Source organism: Pseudomonas algeriensis (assembly GCF_048847255.1).
Lineage (GTDB): Bacteria > Pseudomonadota > Gammaproteobacteria > Pseudomonadales > Pseudomonadaceae > Aquipseudomonas.
This window is the reverse complement of sequence record NZ_JBKKRK010000001.1, coordinates 446,777-460,865: the sequence shown is the minus strand read 5'-3', so window position 1 is coordinate 460,865 and position 14,089 is coordinate 446,777. Positions and strand designations below refer to the sequence as shown.

Here is a 14,089-nt window from a genome sequence, read left to right as displayed (position 1 = left end):
AGCCCATCAGGACGAGGAACAGACATGAGCATGACCGTCGGCGACTTTCTGGTTGAACGCCTTTATGAATGGGGCGTTCGGCGCATCTACGGCTATCCGGGCGATGGCATCAACGGTGTGTTCGGGGCTCTGAACCGGGCCAAGGGCAAGATCCGATTCATCCAGGCGCGGCATGAGGAAATGGCGGCCTTCATGGCCTGCGCCCATGCCAAGTTCACTGGCGAGCTGGGCGTTTGCATCGCAACCTCCGGCCCTGGGGCGTCGCATCTCATTACCGGCCTGTATGACGCGCGCATGGACCATATGCCGGTCCTGGCGATCTGCGGCCAGCAGGCCCGAAACGCCCTCGGCGGCCATTATCAGCAAGAACTGGACCTGCCCAGCCTGTTCAAGGACGTTGCAGGCGCGTTCGTCCAGCAAGCCAGCGCCCCGGCCCAGGTCCGCCACCTGCTCGACCGCGCGGTACGCACGGCGGTGGGTGAGCGTCGGGTCACCGCGCTGATCCTGCCCAACGACCTCCAAGACCTGGAATACACACCGCCGCCCCACAAGCACGGCACGCTGCATTCCGGCGTCGGCTACCGCAAACCCAAGGTCGTGCCCTACGAGGAAGACCTGCGCCGAGCGGCAGAGGTGCTCAATGCCGGCAAGAAAGTTGCCATCCTGGTGGGCGCCGGCGCCCTGCATGCAACGGACGAAGTGATCGCCATCGCCAACAAACTCGGCGCCGGCGTCGCCAAGGCCCTGCTCGGCAAAGCCGTGGTGCCCGATGAACTGCCATGGGTCACCGGCTCCATCGGGCTGCTGGGCACCGAGCCCAGCGACAACCTCATGGCCGGTTGCGACACCCTGCTGATGATCGGGTCCGGCTTTCCCTATGCCGAATTTCTGCCTGGCGAGGGCCAGGCGCGTGGCGTGCAGATCGACCTTAAGCCAGACATGCTCAGCCTGCGCTACCCCATGGAAGTCAACTTGCAAGGTGACAGCGCCGACACCCTGCGGGCCCTGTTGCCGCTGATCGAAGAAAAGACCGACCGCACCTGGCGCGAAAAAATCGAGAAATGGCGAGCGGACTGGGACAAGACCCTGGAAAAACGCGCCCTGGTCTCGGCCAAACCGATCAACCCGCAGCGCGTCACGTTCGAACTCTCGCCACGGCTGCCGGATCGCGCCGTCATCACCTGCGACTCCGGCTCCTGCGCCAACTGGTATGCGCGGGATGTCCAGATCCGTCGCGGCATGATGTGTTCACTCTCCGGCGGCCTCGCCTCCATGGGCGCCGCCGTGCCCTACGCCATCGCCGCCAAGTTCTGCCACCCGGACCGTCCGGTGATCGCGTTGGTCGGTGATGGCGCGATGCAGATGAACAACATGGCCGAATTGATCACCGTCGCCAAATACTGGCGCACCTGGACCAACACCACCTGGATCTGCGCGGTGTTCAACAACCAGGACCTGAATCAGGTGACCTGGGAACAACGAGTGATGGAAGGCGACCCGAAATTCGAGGCGTCCCAGGATATTCCCGACGTTCCCTATCATCTGTTCGCCGAGTCGATCGGCCTCAAGGGCATCCTCGTCGACCAGGAAAGCGACGTGGCGAGCGCCTGGGACCAGGCGTTCGCCGCCGAACGCCCGGTGGTGATCGAGTTCCGCACCGACCCCGACGTGCCACCGCTGCCGCCGCACATCAAGCTGGAACAGGCGAAGAAGTTCGCCTCGACCCTGCTCCAGGGCGATCCGAACGAGCGCGGCATCGTGGTCGAGACCGCCAAGCAGGTGCTCGGCGCGTTGCTGCCCGGCCATCGCAAGGACAAAGAATAAGCATGCAGCCCCGAGCGAGCCGTTATGAGCTGATCGGATCGATCGGCGGCGCCTATATGGGCGGCGATACCGCCAAGGCGTAGCACCTGAGGGCAGCTGCCGTTAAAAATGGTGCAACTGGTCAGCTATTTTCCACTTTCATTAAGTTAATCAGGCGGTCAGCCGATACAAAACTAGTGCGGGATGTCTCGCGTTCAGTTGATGGCTTGTTTTTATGAATGAAGATGCTGGCAATGGCTCCACGGTGATTTCCGGCGAGCGGCCTACCCGAAGTTTCACTCGCCGCACCTTTCCGGCCATCATGCTGTTGCTGTTCATCATGTCCGCGCTGGCCATCGCGGTATTGCTCAACATCACCCAGACCCAGGACGAACAGGCCCGTTCCCAGAGCCTGTTCTTTGCCCAACGGGCCGTCGACGGGATTCGTACCGGCATCGGCCGCGACCTGAGCGATTATTCCAAGTGGAGCGACGCCTACCGCCACCTGCACGTCGAAGTCGACAAAGACTGGGCCTACGACCAGGAAAATGTCGGCAGCAGCGTGTTCTCGCTGTATGGCTACCAGGCTGTGTTCGTGATTTCCCCGACCGGCAAGACGGTTTATTCGGTCATTGATGGTGAAATGAGCGAAGTGCACGCCGACACATGGCTGACTGGCAACCTGCGGGCACTCGCCAGAAAGGCCAGCGCCGCCGAGAATCGCGATGAAGTGATCGTCGAATTGCTCCATCACCAGGACGCGCCTGCCTTCGTCGCCGTCTCTGCCATCACCACCGGCACCGACAACAGCGTGGCTGAGATTCCTGGCCCGCCGAGCCTGCTTTTATTCGTCAAAGTCCTCGATACGGACGCGTTGCAGGACCTGGCACGAGACTTTGCCCTGCCGGACGCCCATATCGCCCATACCCCAGGCCCGAAAGACACCGCCCAGGTGCTGCTCAATGACCTGACCCGCGAAGCCCTGGCCTGGCGCCCCGCTACCCCCGGCAAGGATCTGCGTAAAGCCCTGTTGCCGTTGTTGGCACTGGCGTTGCTGTTCCTGGGCGTCATGGCCCTGTTGGTATTGCGCCACGCCTTGGTCATGCTTCGCGCACAGGAACAGCAGTACGTCAGCCTCCTGGCCCATCGCAAGGCGTTGGAGCGCAGCGAGGAACGCTTTCGCGACATTGCCGAAGTGTCGTCAGACTGGCTGTGGGAAGTCGACTCTGCCGCAAACCTGACCTATCTGTCGGAGCGCTTTGAACAGGTGACGGGCTTCAGCCCCACGCAATGGATCGGCAAACCGTTGCACCGGTTGCTGGAACCCCACAGCGGGTCGATCTCCATTGCCCATTGGCTGCTCGGCGGCGCCAACAGTGCCTCGTCTGCCCCGCTGCTGTGCGAGTACATTGCGCGTAACCAACGCATACGCACCTGCAAGCTTTCGGTACGGGCCATCGACGCCGGTAGCCAGGGCTTTCGTGGCACCGCCACCGACATTACCGATGAATTGCGCGCCCTGGCACAAATCAAGCACCTTTCCCAGCACGACCCGCTGACCGGGCTGGCCAATCGCAACCGTCTGTTCGATTGCCTCAGCGAACACCTGGACCAAGCGCAGAGCACACCACTGGCGCTACTGAACCTGGACATGGATCGATTCAAGCCGGTCAATGACTCCCTGGGCCATGCCGTGGGCGACAAGGTGCTCAAGGAAGTGGCTCATATCCTCCAGCAAAACGTTCGCAACAGCGATCTTGTGGCGCGATTGGGGGGCGACGAATTCGTCATCGTCATGCCCAACCCAGGCAGCGCAAGAGACCTCGATCAGCTCTGCGAGCGCTTGATCGACTGCATGCAGCGCCCCATGCACCTGGACGGCAATACGCTGTACCTGGGCGTGAGTATCGGCGTGGCGTGGTCGCACCCCCGTGACCCACGTGCCGAGGAACTGCTGCGCCAGGCTGACATTGCCCTGTATGCGGCCAAGGCCGCCGGCCGCAACACCTGGCGCATCTATGAAGAGGCCATGGGCAACGTCGCCCGTGACCGGCGCCGCTATGAACAGCAATTGCGCGACGCGATGCAGGAAGGCCAGCTCGAACTGCGTTACCTGCCACGCTTCGACGTGAATGCCGAGCAGTTGCATGGCTTTGAAGCCCAGGCGTTCTGGCACCATCCCGAACGCGGCGAACTGGGCGGCATCGACTTCATCCCGGTCGCCGAAGCGTCCGGGCAGTTGGAAGAGCTGGGCACCTGGATGCTGATCAACGCCTGCGAAGAAGCGACGAGCTGGCCCAACGCACTCAACGTTTCCCTGGCCGTTTCGCCTCGGTGGTTCAGCAGCAGTTTCCTGTTCAACCAGGTACACAAAGCCCTGGAGACCAGCGGTCTTTCCGCCCAACGCCTGACCCTGGAAGTGGCCGAAGGCGTACTGCTCACCGACCACAAGACCCTCGCCAATACCTTGCATGCCTTGAAGGCGCTGGGCGTACGGATCAACATCGACAAGTTCGGCACCAACATCGCTTCCCTCAGGGAAGTCCTCGACCAGCCATTCGACGGCATCCGCTTCGATCGCAATATCCTCACGCAATTGGGCCTGGAGCATGATCAGGAAGGCGTGCTGGCGATGATCCGGCTGAGCCGCAGCGTCGGGCTGATGGTCACCGCCGAGGGCATCGAGAATGCCCGGCAGTTCAGCCAATTGCGCAGCGTGGCGTGTGACCAAGTACAAGGGCCTTACTTCGGCGCGGCATTGGCTCGCTCGGAAATGGCCTCGTTCTTTACAACGCCGCGGTGGCTCTAGGCTTCATGGTTTTTGTTGGACTGACCCCAGAATGCTTGACGGTCTGTTTTCAGCACGCCGCTTAGGCACTGCCTAGCCTCCCGGACTCTGGCGAAAACTCACCGCCAATCGGTTCCAGCTGTTGATGGTGCTGATCGCCAGCGTCAGGTCCACCAGTTCCTCTTCGCTGAAGCTGGCGCGGGCCACGGCATAGACGTCATCGGGCACCTGGCTTTCAGCCAACAGGGTGACCGCTTCGGTCCAGGCCAGGGCCGCCCTTTCGCGTTCGCTGAAGAATCCGCTGTCGCGCCATACCGCCACGGCATACAGACGCCGCTCCGTCTCGCCCTGGCGGCGCGCATCCACCGAATGCATGTCGGTGCAGAAGGCGCAGCCATTGAGTTGCGAGGCGCGGATCTTGATCAGATGCTGCAGCGCCGGCTCGATGCTCAGGCGGCTGGTCAGCGCTTCCAGGCCAATCATTGCTCTCATCGCCCCGGGGGATGCGCTGTAGTAGTCAAGACGCGGGCTCATGGCGGCCTCCGTGGTGGTTGATGATTCCACGGTAGGACGTCGACGCCGCCCGTGACAGGTCCAATCTGACGATAAACGCCCACGCAACTTCTCCGCGCCGGCGCATTGCGGGTAACCTTGCGTCTGCGGCCCTTGCCGTCATCGATTATCCGGGAGCCCGCAGCTATGGAACTTCACGTCGTCATCAACGGCCGCAAGGACCTGGCGGGCCAGTTGTACCGACAATTGCGCAGCGCCATCGAGAGCGGTCGGCTGGCGGCCGGCACGCAACTGCCACCCAGCCGGCTGCTGGCCGAGCAGTTGGGCATCTCGCGCAAGACCGTCTCCGACACCTATGCGCAACTGACCTACGAAAATCTCCTTACCGGCGTCATCGGCAAGGGCACCTATGTCAACGCGCGCCCGGCCAGCGTCGTGCGCAAACAGAGTCACCGTGAGCTGGCCGGGGCGGACGTGGTCGAGACCTGGCGCAACATGCCGGACCTGCTGCGCCATCCCCTGCCCGAAAGCGCGCTGCGCTATGACTTCATCGGCGGCGCCACCGGCAAGGGCCAGTTTCCCCTGGATGACTGGCGTCGCTGCACCGCCCACGCCCTTCGCCAGATCGCCACCGCCAAGGGTTTCTACAGCCAACCCGAGGGATTGCCGGCGCTGCGCAATGCCATCGCCCGGCACATCGCGTTTTCCCGTGGGGTCAACTGCCAGGACGACGACGTGGTGGTGTGCAACGGCGCGCAACAGGCCCTCGATCTGATTTCCCGGGTACTGACCCGCCCCGGCAGCCTGGTGGCGATGGAAGATCCCGGCTACCCGCCGGCACGCCTGCTGTTCGGATCCCACGGCGCGACGGTGGCCGGGGTGCCTGTGGATGAGCAAGGCATGCGCGTGGACATGATTCCCGACGGCACGCGGTTGATCTACGTGACGCCGTCCCACCAGTTTCCCCTGGGCATGCCCATGAGCCAGCCCCGGCGCGAGGCGCTGCTGGCACGGGCGTATGAGCTGGGCGCGATCATCATCGAAGACGACTACGACAGTGAATTCCGCTATGAAGGCCGGCCCACCGACTCCCTGCAAAGCATGGACGAGCGCGGGATCGTGGCGTACGTCGGGACCTTCTCCAAGACCTTGCTGCCGGAGCTGCGGCTCGGCTACGCCGTCCTGCCGACGGCGATTCTCGAGGCGGTGATCCTCGCCAAGCGCCTTACCGACCAGCACACCTCCACCCTGCCCCAATGGGCACTGGCCAAGTTCATCGCCGAGGGCTGCCTGCTCAAGCACATCCGCCGCTGCCACGCGCTGTATGCCGGCCGGCGCGAGCGGATCCTGGCGCGCTTGACCGATGACCTGTCACCGTGGTTCGAGGCCGTGCCCACCACAGCGGGCTTTCACATGGCGGTGCTGTGCAAGGTGCCGGTCGACCTGCCGTTGGTGATCGAATTGGCGAAGAAAGCCGAGGTTGGGCTCTATAGCCTCGACGGATTCTTTACCGCGGCACCGGTGCGTCCAGGCTTGATACTGGGCTTTGGCGCCATCGAACTGCTCGACATCGATATCGCCTTCGATCGCCTGCGGGACATCCTGCAGCAGGTCGCCTGACCGATTGGACTGGGCATTTATCCGCCCATTGGCTGTTTTAGCCTTGTCTTGCCGGGCCTATCCTGCCTGGGTGTCATCAGATTCCGTTCGACTTGATTCAGGAGCCAGGACAATGTCTCGCCAAGTGATCAATACCGTTCAGGTGCAGGCCGCCGCCGGGCGCTCGGAAGAACTGGGCCGGCAGTTGCAGCAAATCGTCGAAACCCTGCGGGCCTCGCCAGGCTGCGACGCCTATATGGTCGACCGTTGCCCGCAAGACAACGACCGCTGGAACGTCAGCGCCCGCTGGCAATCGGAAGCAGCGATGCAGGCGCATTTCAACTGCCCCGAAGTCCAGGGCTTCATCAGCCTGATCGAAAGCCGCCTGGCTCGCAGCGTGGATTTCAACAGTTTCCCGGTGGTGTGAATGGGCTCATCTCTGGCGTGGCGAGGAGCTTGCTCCCTCGCCACCGTGGTCTACTCGTCTTTCAATAAATTGGACGTTTGTCCCCGACACCTTGGGGCTTAGGGTGAACGCGAACTCACTCGATACCACAAAGGTCCCGCCCCATGAAAACGCTTTATTTGATCGCCGCCCTGAGCCTGCTTCCCGTTGCCGCGCTCTACGCCCACGAAACCGCGCCGTCGGAGAACGTTCAGGTGCTTCAGGAAAAACTGCTCAAAAACCTGCCCGGCAAGAAAGCCATGATGTTGACCGTCGACTATGCACCGGGCCAGTCGTCCATCGCCCACAAGCATGACGGCACCGCCATGGCCTATGTGCTCGAAGGCGCAGTCACGTCCCAGGTCAAGGGCGAGCCGGCCATCACCTACAAGGCTGGCGAGTACTGGTACGAAGCCGCCGGTTCCGAGCATCTGGTATCCAGGAACGCCAGCGCCACCCAACCGGCAAAGCTTTTGGTGTTCATGGTGATGGGTGAGAACGAAGCGGTGCTGATTCCGCTCAAGCAATGACCCATGGCCTCGCTCCCACCGTCGCTTACCGGTGGGAGCGAGCCTGCTCGCGAAAGCGGGGGGCAGGCCGAAACCTTTATCCTCAAAATGCGCCCTACCGAGCCGACGCGACCATGAACGAGATGACCCATGACATTCACATCGCCGCCGAGTCGATGTCCCAACCGCGTGCGTTGGTGTTCCTCGCCTATCCGCAAATGGGCCTTCTGGACCTGACCGGCGCCCAGACCGTGTTCTGGGCCGCCACCAAAGCCATGGCCGAACGCGGCCGGCCGGGCTATCGGATGCACACCGCAAGCCTGGCCGGCGGGCTGATGCAGACCGCTGAAGGCCTGGTCGTCGAGACGGCGTCCCTGCATCAGTTCGACGACGTCATCATCGACACGCTGATCGTGCCCGGTGCCCCGAACATTCGTCAGGCGATGATTGACTGTGTCGAGCTGGTGGACTGGCTGCGCGCGGCCTCCACCAGGGCCCGGCGCACGGCGTCGGTGTGCAGCGGGACCTTCCTCATGGCCCAGGCCGGCTTGCTCGATGGCCGCCGTGCCGCCACGCATTGGGCCATGTGCGAGATGCTCAAGAGCGGTTTCCCATTGATCGAAGTGGACCTGGACGCCATCTTCATCCAACAGGACAAGGTCTGGACCTCCGCGGGGGTAAGCGCCGGCATCGACATGGCCCTGGCGCTGGTGGAGGCCGACTGCGGTCGCGACGTGGCCCTGCAAGTGGCCCGGGAACTGGTGGTGTTTCTCAAGCGGCCCGGTGGACAGGCACAGTTCAGCCAATTGTTGCTGTCCCAGACCCAGGACAGCGCCGGGTTCGATGAATTGCACGCCTGGCTCGCCGAGCACCTGAACGAGGCCGACCTGACCATCGAACGTCTGGCCCGGCAGGCGCGGATGAGCCCGCGCAATTTTGCCCGGGTCTACAAGCGCCAGACCGGACGAACGCCGGCCAAGGCCGTCGAAATGTTCCGCCTCGAAGCCGCGCGAAGGTTGTTGGAGGACTCCGAGCGCAACATCGACCAGATCGCCCGCTCGTGCGGCTTCGGCGACGAGGAACGGATGCGCCATACGTTCCAGCGGCATCTGTCGATCTCACCGCGCGAATATCGCAGCCGGTTTTCCCTTTGAGAAGGCTTGCGCGATCGCGTCAGGCCACGCGCCGGGCTTGCGGCACCGACTGGGCCTGCTCGGCGATGAACGCGCAGCAACGAGAACGCAGCCAGCGCTCGCCTGGATCATCATGGGAGGCACCTCGCCAGGCCATCGACAGCTCATGCTCAGGCAATTGGACCGGCGCCGGCTCCGCCCGCAAGCCTGCGACTGCCGCCATGGCCCGGGCCACATAGTCGGGCACGATGGCGATCATGTCGCTGCGATCCAACAACACGGGCAATGCGCTGAATTGCGGCACCGTCAGCACCACCCGCCGCTGCCGGCCTACCAGGCTCAACGCGCGGTCCGAATCATCGATGACGTGGCCCATGGATGAAACCACCGCGTGGGGTCGGCGGCAAAAGTCGTCCAGGGTCAACTCGCCGGGACGCGAATCGGCCCGCAGCAGCATCGGCCGGATCGGGCGCAGCGCCTTGCGCCGGGCGTCGGCCGGCAGTTCCAGGGTATGGCTGATACCGAGGGAAATTTCCCCACTGACCAATAACTGGCACATCTGCCATTGATCGGTGCGACGCACCACCAACGTCGTGCCCGGCGCCTCGACCCGCAGGCGGCGCAGCAAATCCGGCAGCAGCGCGTACTCGACATCGTCGCAAAGGCCTATATGAAACGTTGCCTCGCTGGTGCCTGGGTCGAACGCCTGGCAGCGACTCAAGGCGGCGGCGATGCCGTCCAAAGCGGGTGAAAGGTTGGAAAAAATCTCCCGGGCCCGAGACGTCGGCTCCATCAACCGTCCGGTCCTGACGAACAGCGGGTCGTCGAACATCAAGCGCAAACGCGCCAGGGCCGCACTGATGGTCGGTTGCCCGAGAAACAGCTTCTCGCTCACACGTGTGACATTTCGCTCATGCATCATGGTTTCGAAGACAACCAGCAGATTGATGTCAGCACGACGCAGGTCATTTCTGTTCATCATGGTAGCCATTCCAGGCACAGGGCCAATGAGTCAGCAAAGAAACGTCGTGCCTCGGGCCGTTTGCACGGTTGGACAACGACGACGTACCAGGAAGGTTATGCCAGAGCCTCTCCGGCGTCTGTTGTACTGGGGGACACCGGACTCACGCTTTGGGTAGATTCATTGATACGTGGGTATGCATCGACAACCGGCCGGGGTTTGGCAGTAATTCAGGGATTTATGTCCTACCCGATGCCAGGGGCAACTTCTAAGATCCCAAATCAATGCCCCGTCTCCTCGGGCTGCACCGCAAAACAGAAGGTCTGCGCCGTGCCCACACCCACCACGATGTTCAAGAGTGTCTATGACAGCTTCCGGTACATCCCATGCCCGATGGGCGGGGAGCCATCGATGGGCATCAGCGCCCACCCACTGGTCAACGCCTTGGGCTGGGCCGTGGGCCTGGTGGTGGCCTGCGGGATCGTCATCATCAATTCCGAAACCCATTCCGACCTGGCGCCGACGCTGCTGTACATCACTTTGCTGCTGATGGCGGCGAACCTGTTTTCCATCAACCTGGTGATCACCGTAGCGCTGATGTGCATGTTTTTGCTGACGGCGATGTTTGCGTACAACGGTGGCTATCACCGCTGGGAGTCCATCACTGGGTTCTTTCGTTGCCTGACGGCCCTGTCCGCCATTGCGTTTCTCGCGTTGCGCAGCAAGCAGGCCGCGGACCGCCTGCGCCACAACCAGGCCTACCTGATCAACGCCCTGATCGCCAGCAAACACGCCGAGCAAGCGTTGTCCCGCGCCCACGCCCAGTTGGCCCACGTCACGCGCCTGACGTCCCTGGGAGAGATGGCCGCCTCGATTGCCCATGAAGTCAACCAGCCGCTGACCGCCATCACCAGCAGCGGCGAGGCCTGTCGTCGCTGGCTCGATCGCCCGGTTCCGGACCTCAAGGAAGCCCTCGACGCGCTGGAGCGGATCGTCACCAATGCCTGTCGCGCCAGCGAAGTCATCAATCGTACACGAGCGATGGCGCGCAAATGCGACCCTCTGCGTCAGCCTGAGCTACTGGACGACATCGTCAACGAGTCGCTGAACCTGGTGCGCCAGCAGTTGGCTCATCACAAGATCAGCCTGAAGGCGAACCTCGCGGCAAAGGCGTGCCAGGTCAACGCCGACCGGGTGCAACTGCAGCAAGTGATCATCAACCTGATCATCAATGCGTGCCAGGCGATGGAAACGATTGACTCGCCCGATCGGATCCTGCGCATACGCACCTGGACGCAGGAGCACGAGGTGCTATTGGAGGTGGCGGACCGCGGGATCGGAATCTCCGACGAGATCCTGCCTTCTTTGTTCACCCCCTTCTTCACCACCAAGGAAAACGGCTTGGGCATCGGGCTTTCCATTTGCCGCTCCATCATCGACTTCCATGACGGCAGGATCTGGGCCGCCAGCGCGGCTGGCCAAGGCACCTCGTTCACGTTTTCGTTGCCATTGCTAACCTCTGCCCGCCCCGCCAAGGACGCCGCCCATGAACCCAAGCCACACCCCGAACCCTGCCTTCACCGCTGAGCCAATCGTTTACGTGGTCGATGACGATGCGTCGTTACGCCAAGCACTCCGCAGTCTGCTACGGTCCATCGGCCTGCGGGTCGAGCTGTTCGACTCGGTGGCAGACTTCATGCGCCATCCACGCGCCGACGGGCCCAGTTGCCTGCTACTGGATGTGCGCCTTCGCGGCACCAGCGGCCTCGACTTCCAGCAACAGCTGGCGAGCGCCGACGTTCACCTGCCCATCGTGTTCATGACCGGCCATGGCGATATCGCCATGACGGTACGGGCCATGAAAGCCGGCGCAGTGGACTTCCTGACCAAGCCGTTTCGTGAACAGGACCTGATCGATGCGGTGTCCACCGCCCACCAGCGCGACCGCCTGCGTCGCGAGGCCGAGCACAGCCAAAAGGCGCTCCAGGACCGCCACGCCAGCCTCACCGCCCGGGAACGCCAAGTGATGCTCCTGGCTGCGTCGGGGTTGATGAACAAACAGATTGCCGGGCAGATCGGCTTGAGCGAAATCACCGTCAAGATTCATCGCGGCCAGGCCATGCGCAAGATGGGCGCGCGCTCGTTTGCCGAGCTGGTGCGCATGGCCCAGGCATTGGACCCGGGGCGCGGTCAGTGAAAGTTCATACCCACGTATACTAGGCGCGGCTTTTGTACCGCGTATCTTGCAGTGATAGGGACGCCTTTATGGCGTCCTGACATTACTGCCAGGTTTCGAAATGTCCGACACCGCAATTATTTCAATTATCGATGACGATGAATCGGTTCGAGTTGCATTGGATGGTTTACTGCGCTCCCACGGTTATCGCGTCAAGACTTACCCCAGTGCTCTCGATTTCTTGTCTTCAGCTGGCTATGTGAATACAGCTTGCTTGCTGTCGGACATTCAAATGCCGGGGATGACCGGGATTCAACTGTGCGATGAGCTTCGTGCCCGCGGCATCGAGATTCCGCTTATTTTCATAACGGGCCTGCCTGCCGTACCGCCGCGAACCCGCTCGGGCGGGATGAGCCCGGTGGCGGTTTTTCCCAAGCCGTTTGATTGTGGTGAGTTGATTGCCTGCATTGAATCGGTGATGGGTGGCGAGGGGTAAACGCGGTTGCGGTGGCCTCTTCGCGAGCAGGCTCGCTTTCACAAGAGTAATGGGTGTGCATCGTTCTGCGGCTGCTGGAAATCCACAACCCAACGATTTTAATACCTTCGTATAGCCCCCCTAACACCCACGCATGCCGCCACTGACCCTATGTAGAAGTGCCGCGGCTCCCGCCGACGAATACCATTTCCAATAGCGAACCGAAGCTGAATGCGCCTAATGATTCACCCCATCAGGCCAAGCACTTCCGGGCGTTTCGCAACACGGTCACGCTGAAACATCAAACAAATTCAACGTATCGACTCAGTCTTCGGGAGCACCTCATGAAACAGCAAATCTTGATCGTCGGCGCCGGTTTTGGCGGTGTATGGAGCGCACTCAGCGCGGCTCGCCTGCTCGACCAGCATGATCGCAATGACGTACAGATCAGCGTCCTGGCGCCCCAGGCGGAGTTGCGCATCCGCCCGCGTTTCTACGAACCCGACGTCCACACCATGATGGCGCCGTTGGCCGGGTTGTTCGACGCGGTCGGGGTAAATTTCGTCCAAGGCTTTGCCGAGAGCATCGACGTCAACCGCAAGCAGGTCGGCTATCGCGACGTGTTTGGCGGCCAAGGCACGCTGGGCTATGACCGGCTGGTACTGGCAGCGGGCAGCAAGCTGGTTCGCCCCGACCTTGAGGGCATGCTGGAGCATGCGTTCGACGTCGATGAGATCGAACAGGCGACGCGCCTCGAAGCCCACCTGAAATCCCTCGCAACCCTGCCCGACAGCCCCGCTCGCAACACCGTGGTGGTGGCCGGCGGCGGGTTTACCGGGATCGAAACCGCCACTGAGATGCCCGCCCGCCTGCGCGCCGTCCTGGGAAGCGACGCCAATATCCGCGTGATCGTGGTCGACCGGGGGCCGACAATCGGTGCGGCGTTGGGCGAAGGAATCAGCCCTTCGATCATCGAAGCGTCCGACCACCTTGGCATCGAGTGGATGCTCAATGCCTCGGTCGAATCGGTGGATGCCGGCGGCGTCACGCTGTCGGACGGCCAGCGCATCGAATCCAGGACCGTCATCTGGACCGTGGGTTTCCGCGCCAGCCCGCTGACCGAACAAGTGCCCGGCACCCACGATCGCCAGGGCCGGCTGCATGTCGACGGGAACCTGAAGGTGCTCGGACAGAGCGATATCTTCGCCACCGGCGACGTGGCCTATGCCGCCACCGACGACCTGGGCAATTACGCGGCGATGTCCTGCCAGCACGCCATCGCCCTCGGCCGCTACGCGGGCAACAATGTGGCAGCCGATCTGCTGGGCGTCGCGCCGATGACCTACAGCCAACCCAAGTACGTGACGTGCCTGGACCTGGGCGCCTGGGGCGCGGTGTACACCGAAGGTTGGGATCGCCAGGTCAAGTTGGTCGGACAAGAAGCGAAGGACCTCAAGACCCAGATCAACTCTGTGTGGATCTATCCACCCGCCGCCGACCGCGCCACCGCACTGGCTGCCGCGGATCCATTGATCCCTGTCGCCTGATCCCAATGCCCTGAAACCCACGCGCCAACCGGCCAGTCCCTCCTTCTGTGCCGGACTTTCCCAAACGCCTGCCAAGGTTTTTTCGGCGGGCGTTTTTTATGCCCGTCCGACAAGCCAGCCTGGATATCGCCACTGCCTAG

12 protein-coding genes are annotated in these 14,089 nt (G+C 62.5%); 10 read left to right on the top strand and 2 right to left on the bottom strand.

The window, feature by feature from the left end:
• The first annotated feature begins 24 nt into the window (after positions 1 to 24).
• Both ACLK1G_RS01815 and ACLK1G_RS01810 read left to right on the top strand, forming a co-directional pair.
• On the top strand, positions 25 to 1,824 hold the full coding sequence (locus ACLK1G_RS01815; RefSeq protein ID WP_420763841.1) for a thiamine pyrophosphate-requiring protein: 1,800 nt from the start codon (positions 25 to 27) through the stop codon (positions 1,822 to 1,824).
• Between the two features lie 214 nt (positions 1,825 to 2,038).
• Positions 2,039 to 4,612: a bifunctional diguanylate cyclase/phosphodiesterase gene (locus tag ACLK1G_RS01810; RefSeq protein WP_420763840.1), complete on the top strand. Its 2,574-nt coding sequence runs from the start codon at positions 2,039 to 2,041 to the stop codon at positions 4,610 to 4,612.
• Between the two features lie 72 nt (positions 4,613 to 4,684).
• On the opposite strand, the gene ACLK1G_RS01805 is transcribed toward ACLK1G_RS01810, so the two are convergent.
• Entirely contained in the window at positions 4,685 to 5,125 is a 441-nt protein-coding gene (locus ACLK1G_RS01805; protein ID WP_420763839.1) for a carboxymuconolactone decarboxylase family protein, read from the bottom strand.
• A 165-nt stretch (positions 5,126 to 5,290) separates the two neighbouring features.
• On the opposite strand from ACLK1G_RS01805, the gene pdxR reads away from it, so the two are divergent.
• The 4 genes from pdxR to ACLK1G_RS01785 all read left to right on the top strand — a co-directional run bounded on the left by pdxR (position 5,291) and on the right by ACLK1G_RS01785 (position 8,811).
• The gene (gene pdxR / locus ACLK1G_RS01800; protein WP_420763838.1) at positions 5,291 to 6,724 is read left to right on the top strand and encodes a MocR-like pyridoxine biosynthesis transcription factor PdxR; all 1,434 of its coding nucleotides are present in this window, start codon (positions 5,291 to 5,293) and stop codon (positions 6,722 to 6,724) included.
• A 112-nt stretch (positions 6,725 to 6,836) separates the two neighbouring features.
• Complete coding sequence (locus ACLK1G_RS01795; protein WP_420763837.1) at positions 6,837 to 7,130, top strand: putative quinol monooxygenase; 294 nt, start codon at positions 6,837 to 6,839, stop codon at positions 7,128 to 7,130.
• A gap of 143 nt (positions 7,131 to 7,273) precedes the next feature.
• Positions 7,274 to 7,678 (top strand): cupin domain-containing protein, encoded by a 405-nt coding sequence (locus ACLK1G_RS01790; protein ID WP_420763836.1) that lies wholly within the window; start codon positions 7,274 to 7,276, stop codon positions 7,676 to 7,678.
• A 113-nt stretch (positions 7,679 to 7,791) separates the two neighbouring features.
• Positions 7,792 to 8,811, top strand: coding sequence for a GlxA family transcriptional regulator (locus ACLK1G_RS01785; RefSeq protein ID WP_420763835.1), 1,020 nt, complete (start codon positions 7,792 to 7,794; stop codon positions 8,809 to 8,811).
• A gap of 19 nt (positions 8,812 to 8,830) precedes the next feature.
• On the opposite strand, the gene ACLK1G_RS01780 is transcribed toward ACLK1G_RS01785, so the two are convergent.
• Positions 8,831 to 9,772, bottom strand: coding sequence for a LysR family transcriptional regulator (locus tag ACLK1G_RS01780; protein ID WP_420763834.1), 942 nt, complete (start codon positions 9,770 to 9,772; stop codon positions 8,831 to 8,833).
• A gap of 390 nt (positions 9,773 to 10,162) precedes the next feature.
• Between ACLK1G_RS01780 and ACLK1G_RS01775 the strand changes: the two genes are divergently transcribed.
• The 4 genes from ACLK1G_RS01775 (at position 10,163) to ACLK1G_RS01760 (ending at position 13,949) form a co-directional block, all read left to right on the top strand.
• Positions 10,163 to 11,338 carry a sensor histidine kinase gene (locus tag ACLK1G_RS01775; protein ID WP_420764034.1) on the top strand — a complete coding sequence of 392 codons (1,176 nt, stop codon included), beginning with the start codon at positions 10,163 to 10,165 and terminating at the stop codon, positions 11,336 to 11,338.
• Entirely contained in the window at positions 11,298 to 11,948 is a 651-nt protein-coding gene (locus ACLK1G_RS01770; protein WP_420763833.1) for a response regulator transcription factor, read from the top strand. The genes ACLK1G_RS01775 and ACLK1G_RS01770 overlap by 41 nt, the downstream gene beginning before the upstream one ends.
• Before the next feature lie 100 nt (positions 11,949 to 12,048).
• Positions 12,049 to 12,423, top strand: coding sequence for a response regulator transcription factor (locus ACLK1G_RS01765; RefSeq protein ID WP_420763832.1), 375 nt, complete (start codon positions 12,049 to 12,051; stop codon positions 12,421 to 12,423).
• 323 nt (positions 12,424 to 12,746) lie between these two features.
• Entirely contained in the window at positions 12,747 to 13,949 is a 1,203-nt protein-coding gene (locus ACLK1G_RS01760; protein WP_420763831.1) for an NAD(P)/FAD-dependent oxidoreductase, read from the top strand.
• Positions 13,950 to 14,089 lie beyond the last annotated feature (140 nt).

What these genes read in the sequence shown, in the direction of transcription:
- ACLK1G_RS01815 (WP_420763841.1), top strand. Translation starts at nt 25, where the DNA reads ATGAGCATGACCGTCGGCGACTTTCTGGTTGAACGCCTTTATGAATGG.
- ACLK1G_RS01810 (WP_420763840.1), top strand. Translation starts at nt 2,039, where the DNA reads ATGAATGAAGATGCTGGCAATGGCTCCACGGTGATTTCCGGCGAGCGG.
- ACLK1G_RS01805 (WP_420763839.1), bottom strand. Translation starts at nt 5,125, where the DNA reads ATGAGCCCGCGTCTTGACTACTACAGCGCATCCCCCGGGGCGATGAGA.
- pdxR (WP_420763838.1), top strand. Translation starts at nt 5,291, where the DNA reads ATGGAACTTCACGTCGTCATCAACGGCCGCAAGGACCTGGCGGGCCAG.
- ACLK1G_RS01795 (WP_420763837.1), top strand. Translation starts at nt 6,837, where the DNA reads ATGTCTCGCCAAGTGATCAATACCGTTCAGGTGCAGGCCGCCGCCGGG.
- ACLK1G_RS01790 (WP_420763836.1), top strand. Translation starts at nt 7,274, where the DNA reads ATGAAAACGCTTTATTTGATCGCCGCCCTGAGCCTGCTTCCCGTTGCC.
- ACLK1G_RS01785 (WP_420763835.1), top strand. Translation starts at nt 7,792, where the DNA reads ATGAACGAGATGACCCATGACATTCACATCGCCGCCGAGTCGATGTCC.
- ACLK1G_RS01780 (WP_420763834.1), bottom strand. Translation starts at nt 9,772, where the DNA reads ATGATGAACAGAAATGACCTGCGTCGTGCTGACATCAATCTGCTGGTT.
- ACLK1G_RS01775 (WP_420764034.1), top strand. Translation starts at nt 10,163, where the DNA reads ATGGGCATCAGCGCCCACCCACTGGTCAACGCCTTGGGCTGGGCCGTG.
- ACLK1G_RS01770 (WP_420763833.1), top strand. Translation starts at nt 11,298, where the DNA reads ATGAACCCAAGCCACACCCCGAACCCTGCCTTCACCGCTGAGCCAATC.
- ACLK1G_RS01765 (WP_420763832.1), top strand. Translation starts at nt 12,049, where the DNA reads ATGTCCGACACCGCAATTATTTCAATTATCGATGACGATGAATCGGTT.
- ACLK1G_RS01760 (WP_420763831.1), top strand. Translation starts at nt 12,747, where the DNA reads ATGAAACAGCAAATCTTGATCGTCGGCGCCGGTTTTGGCGGTGTATGG.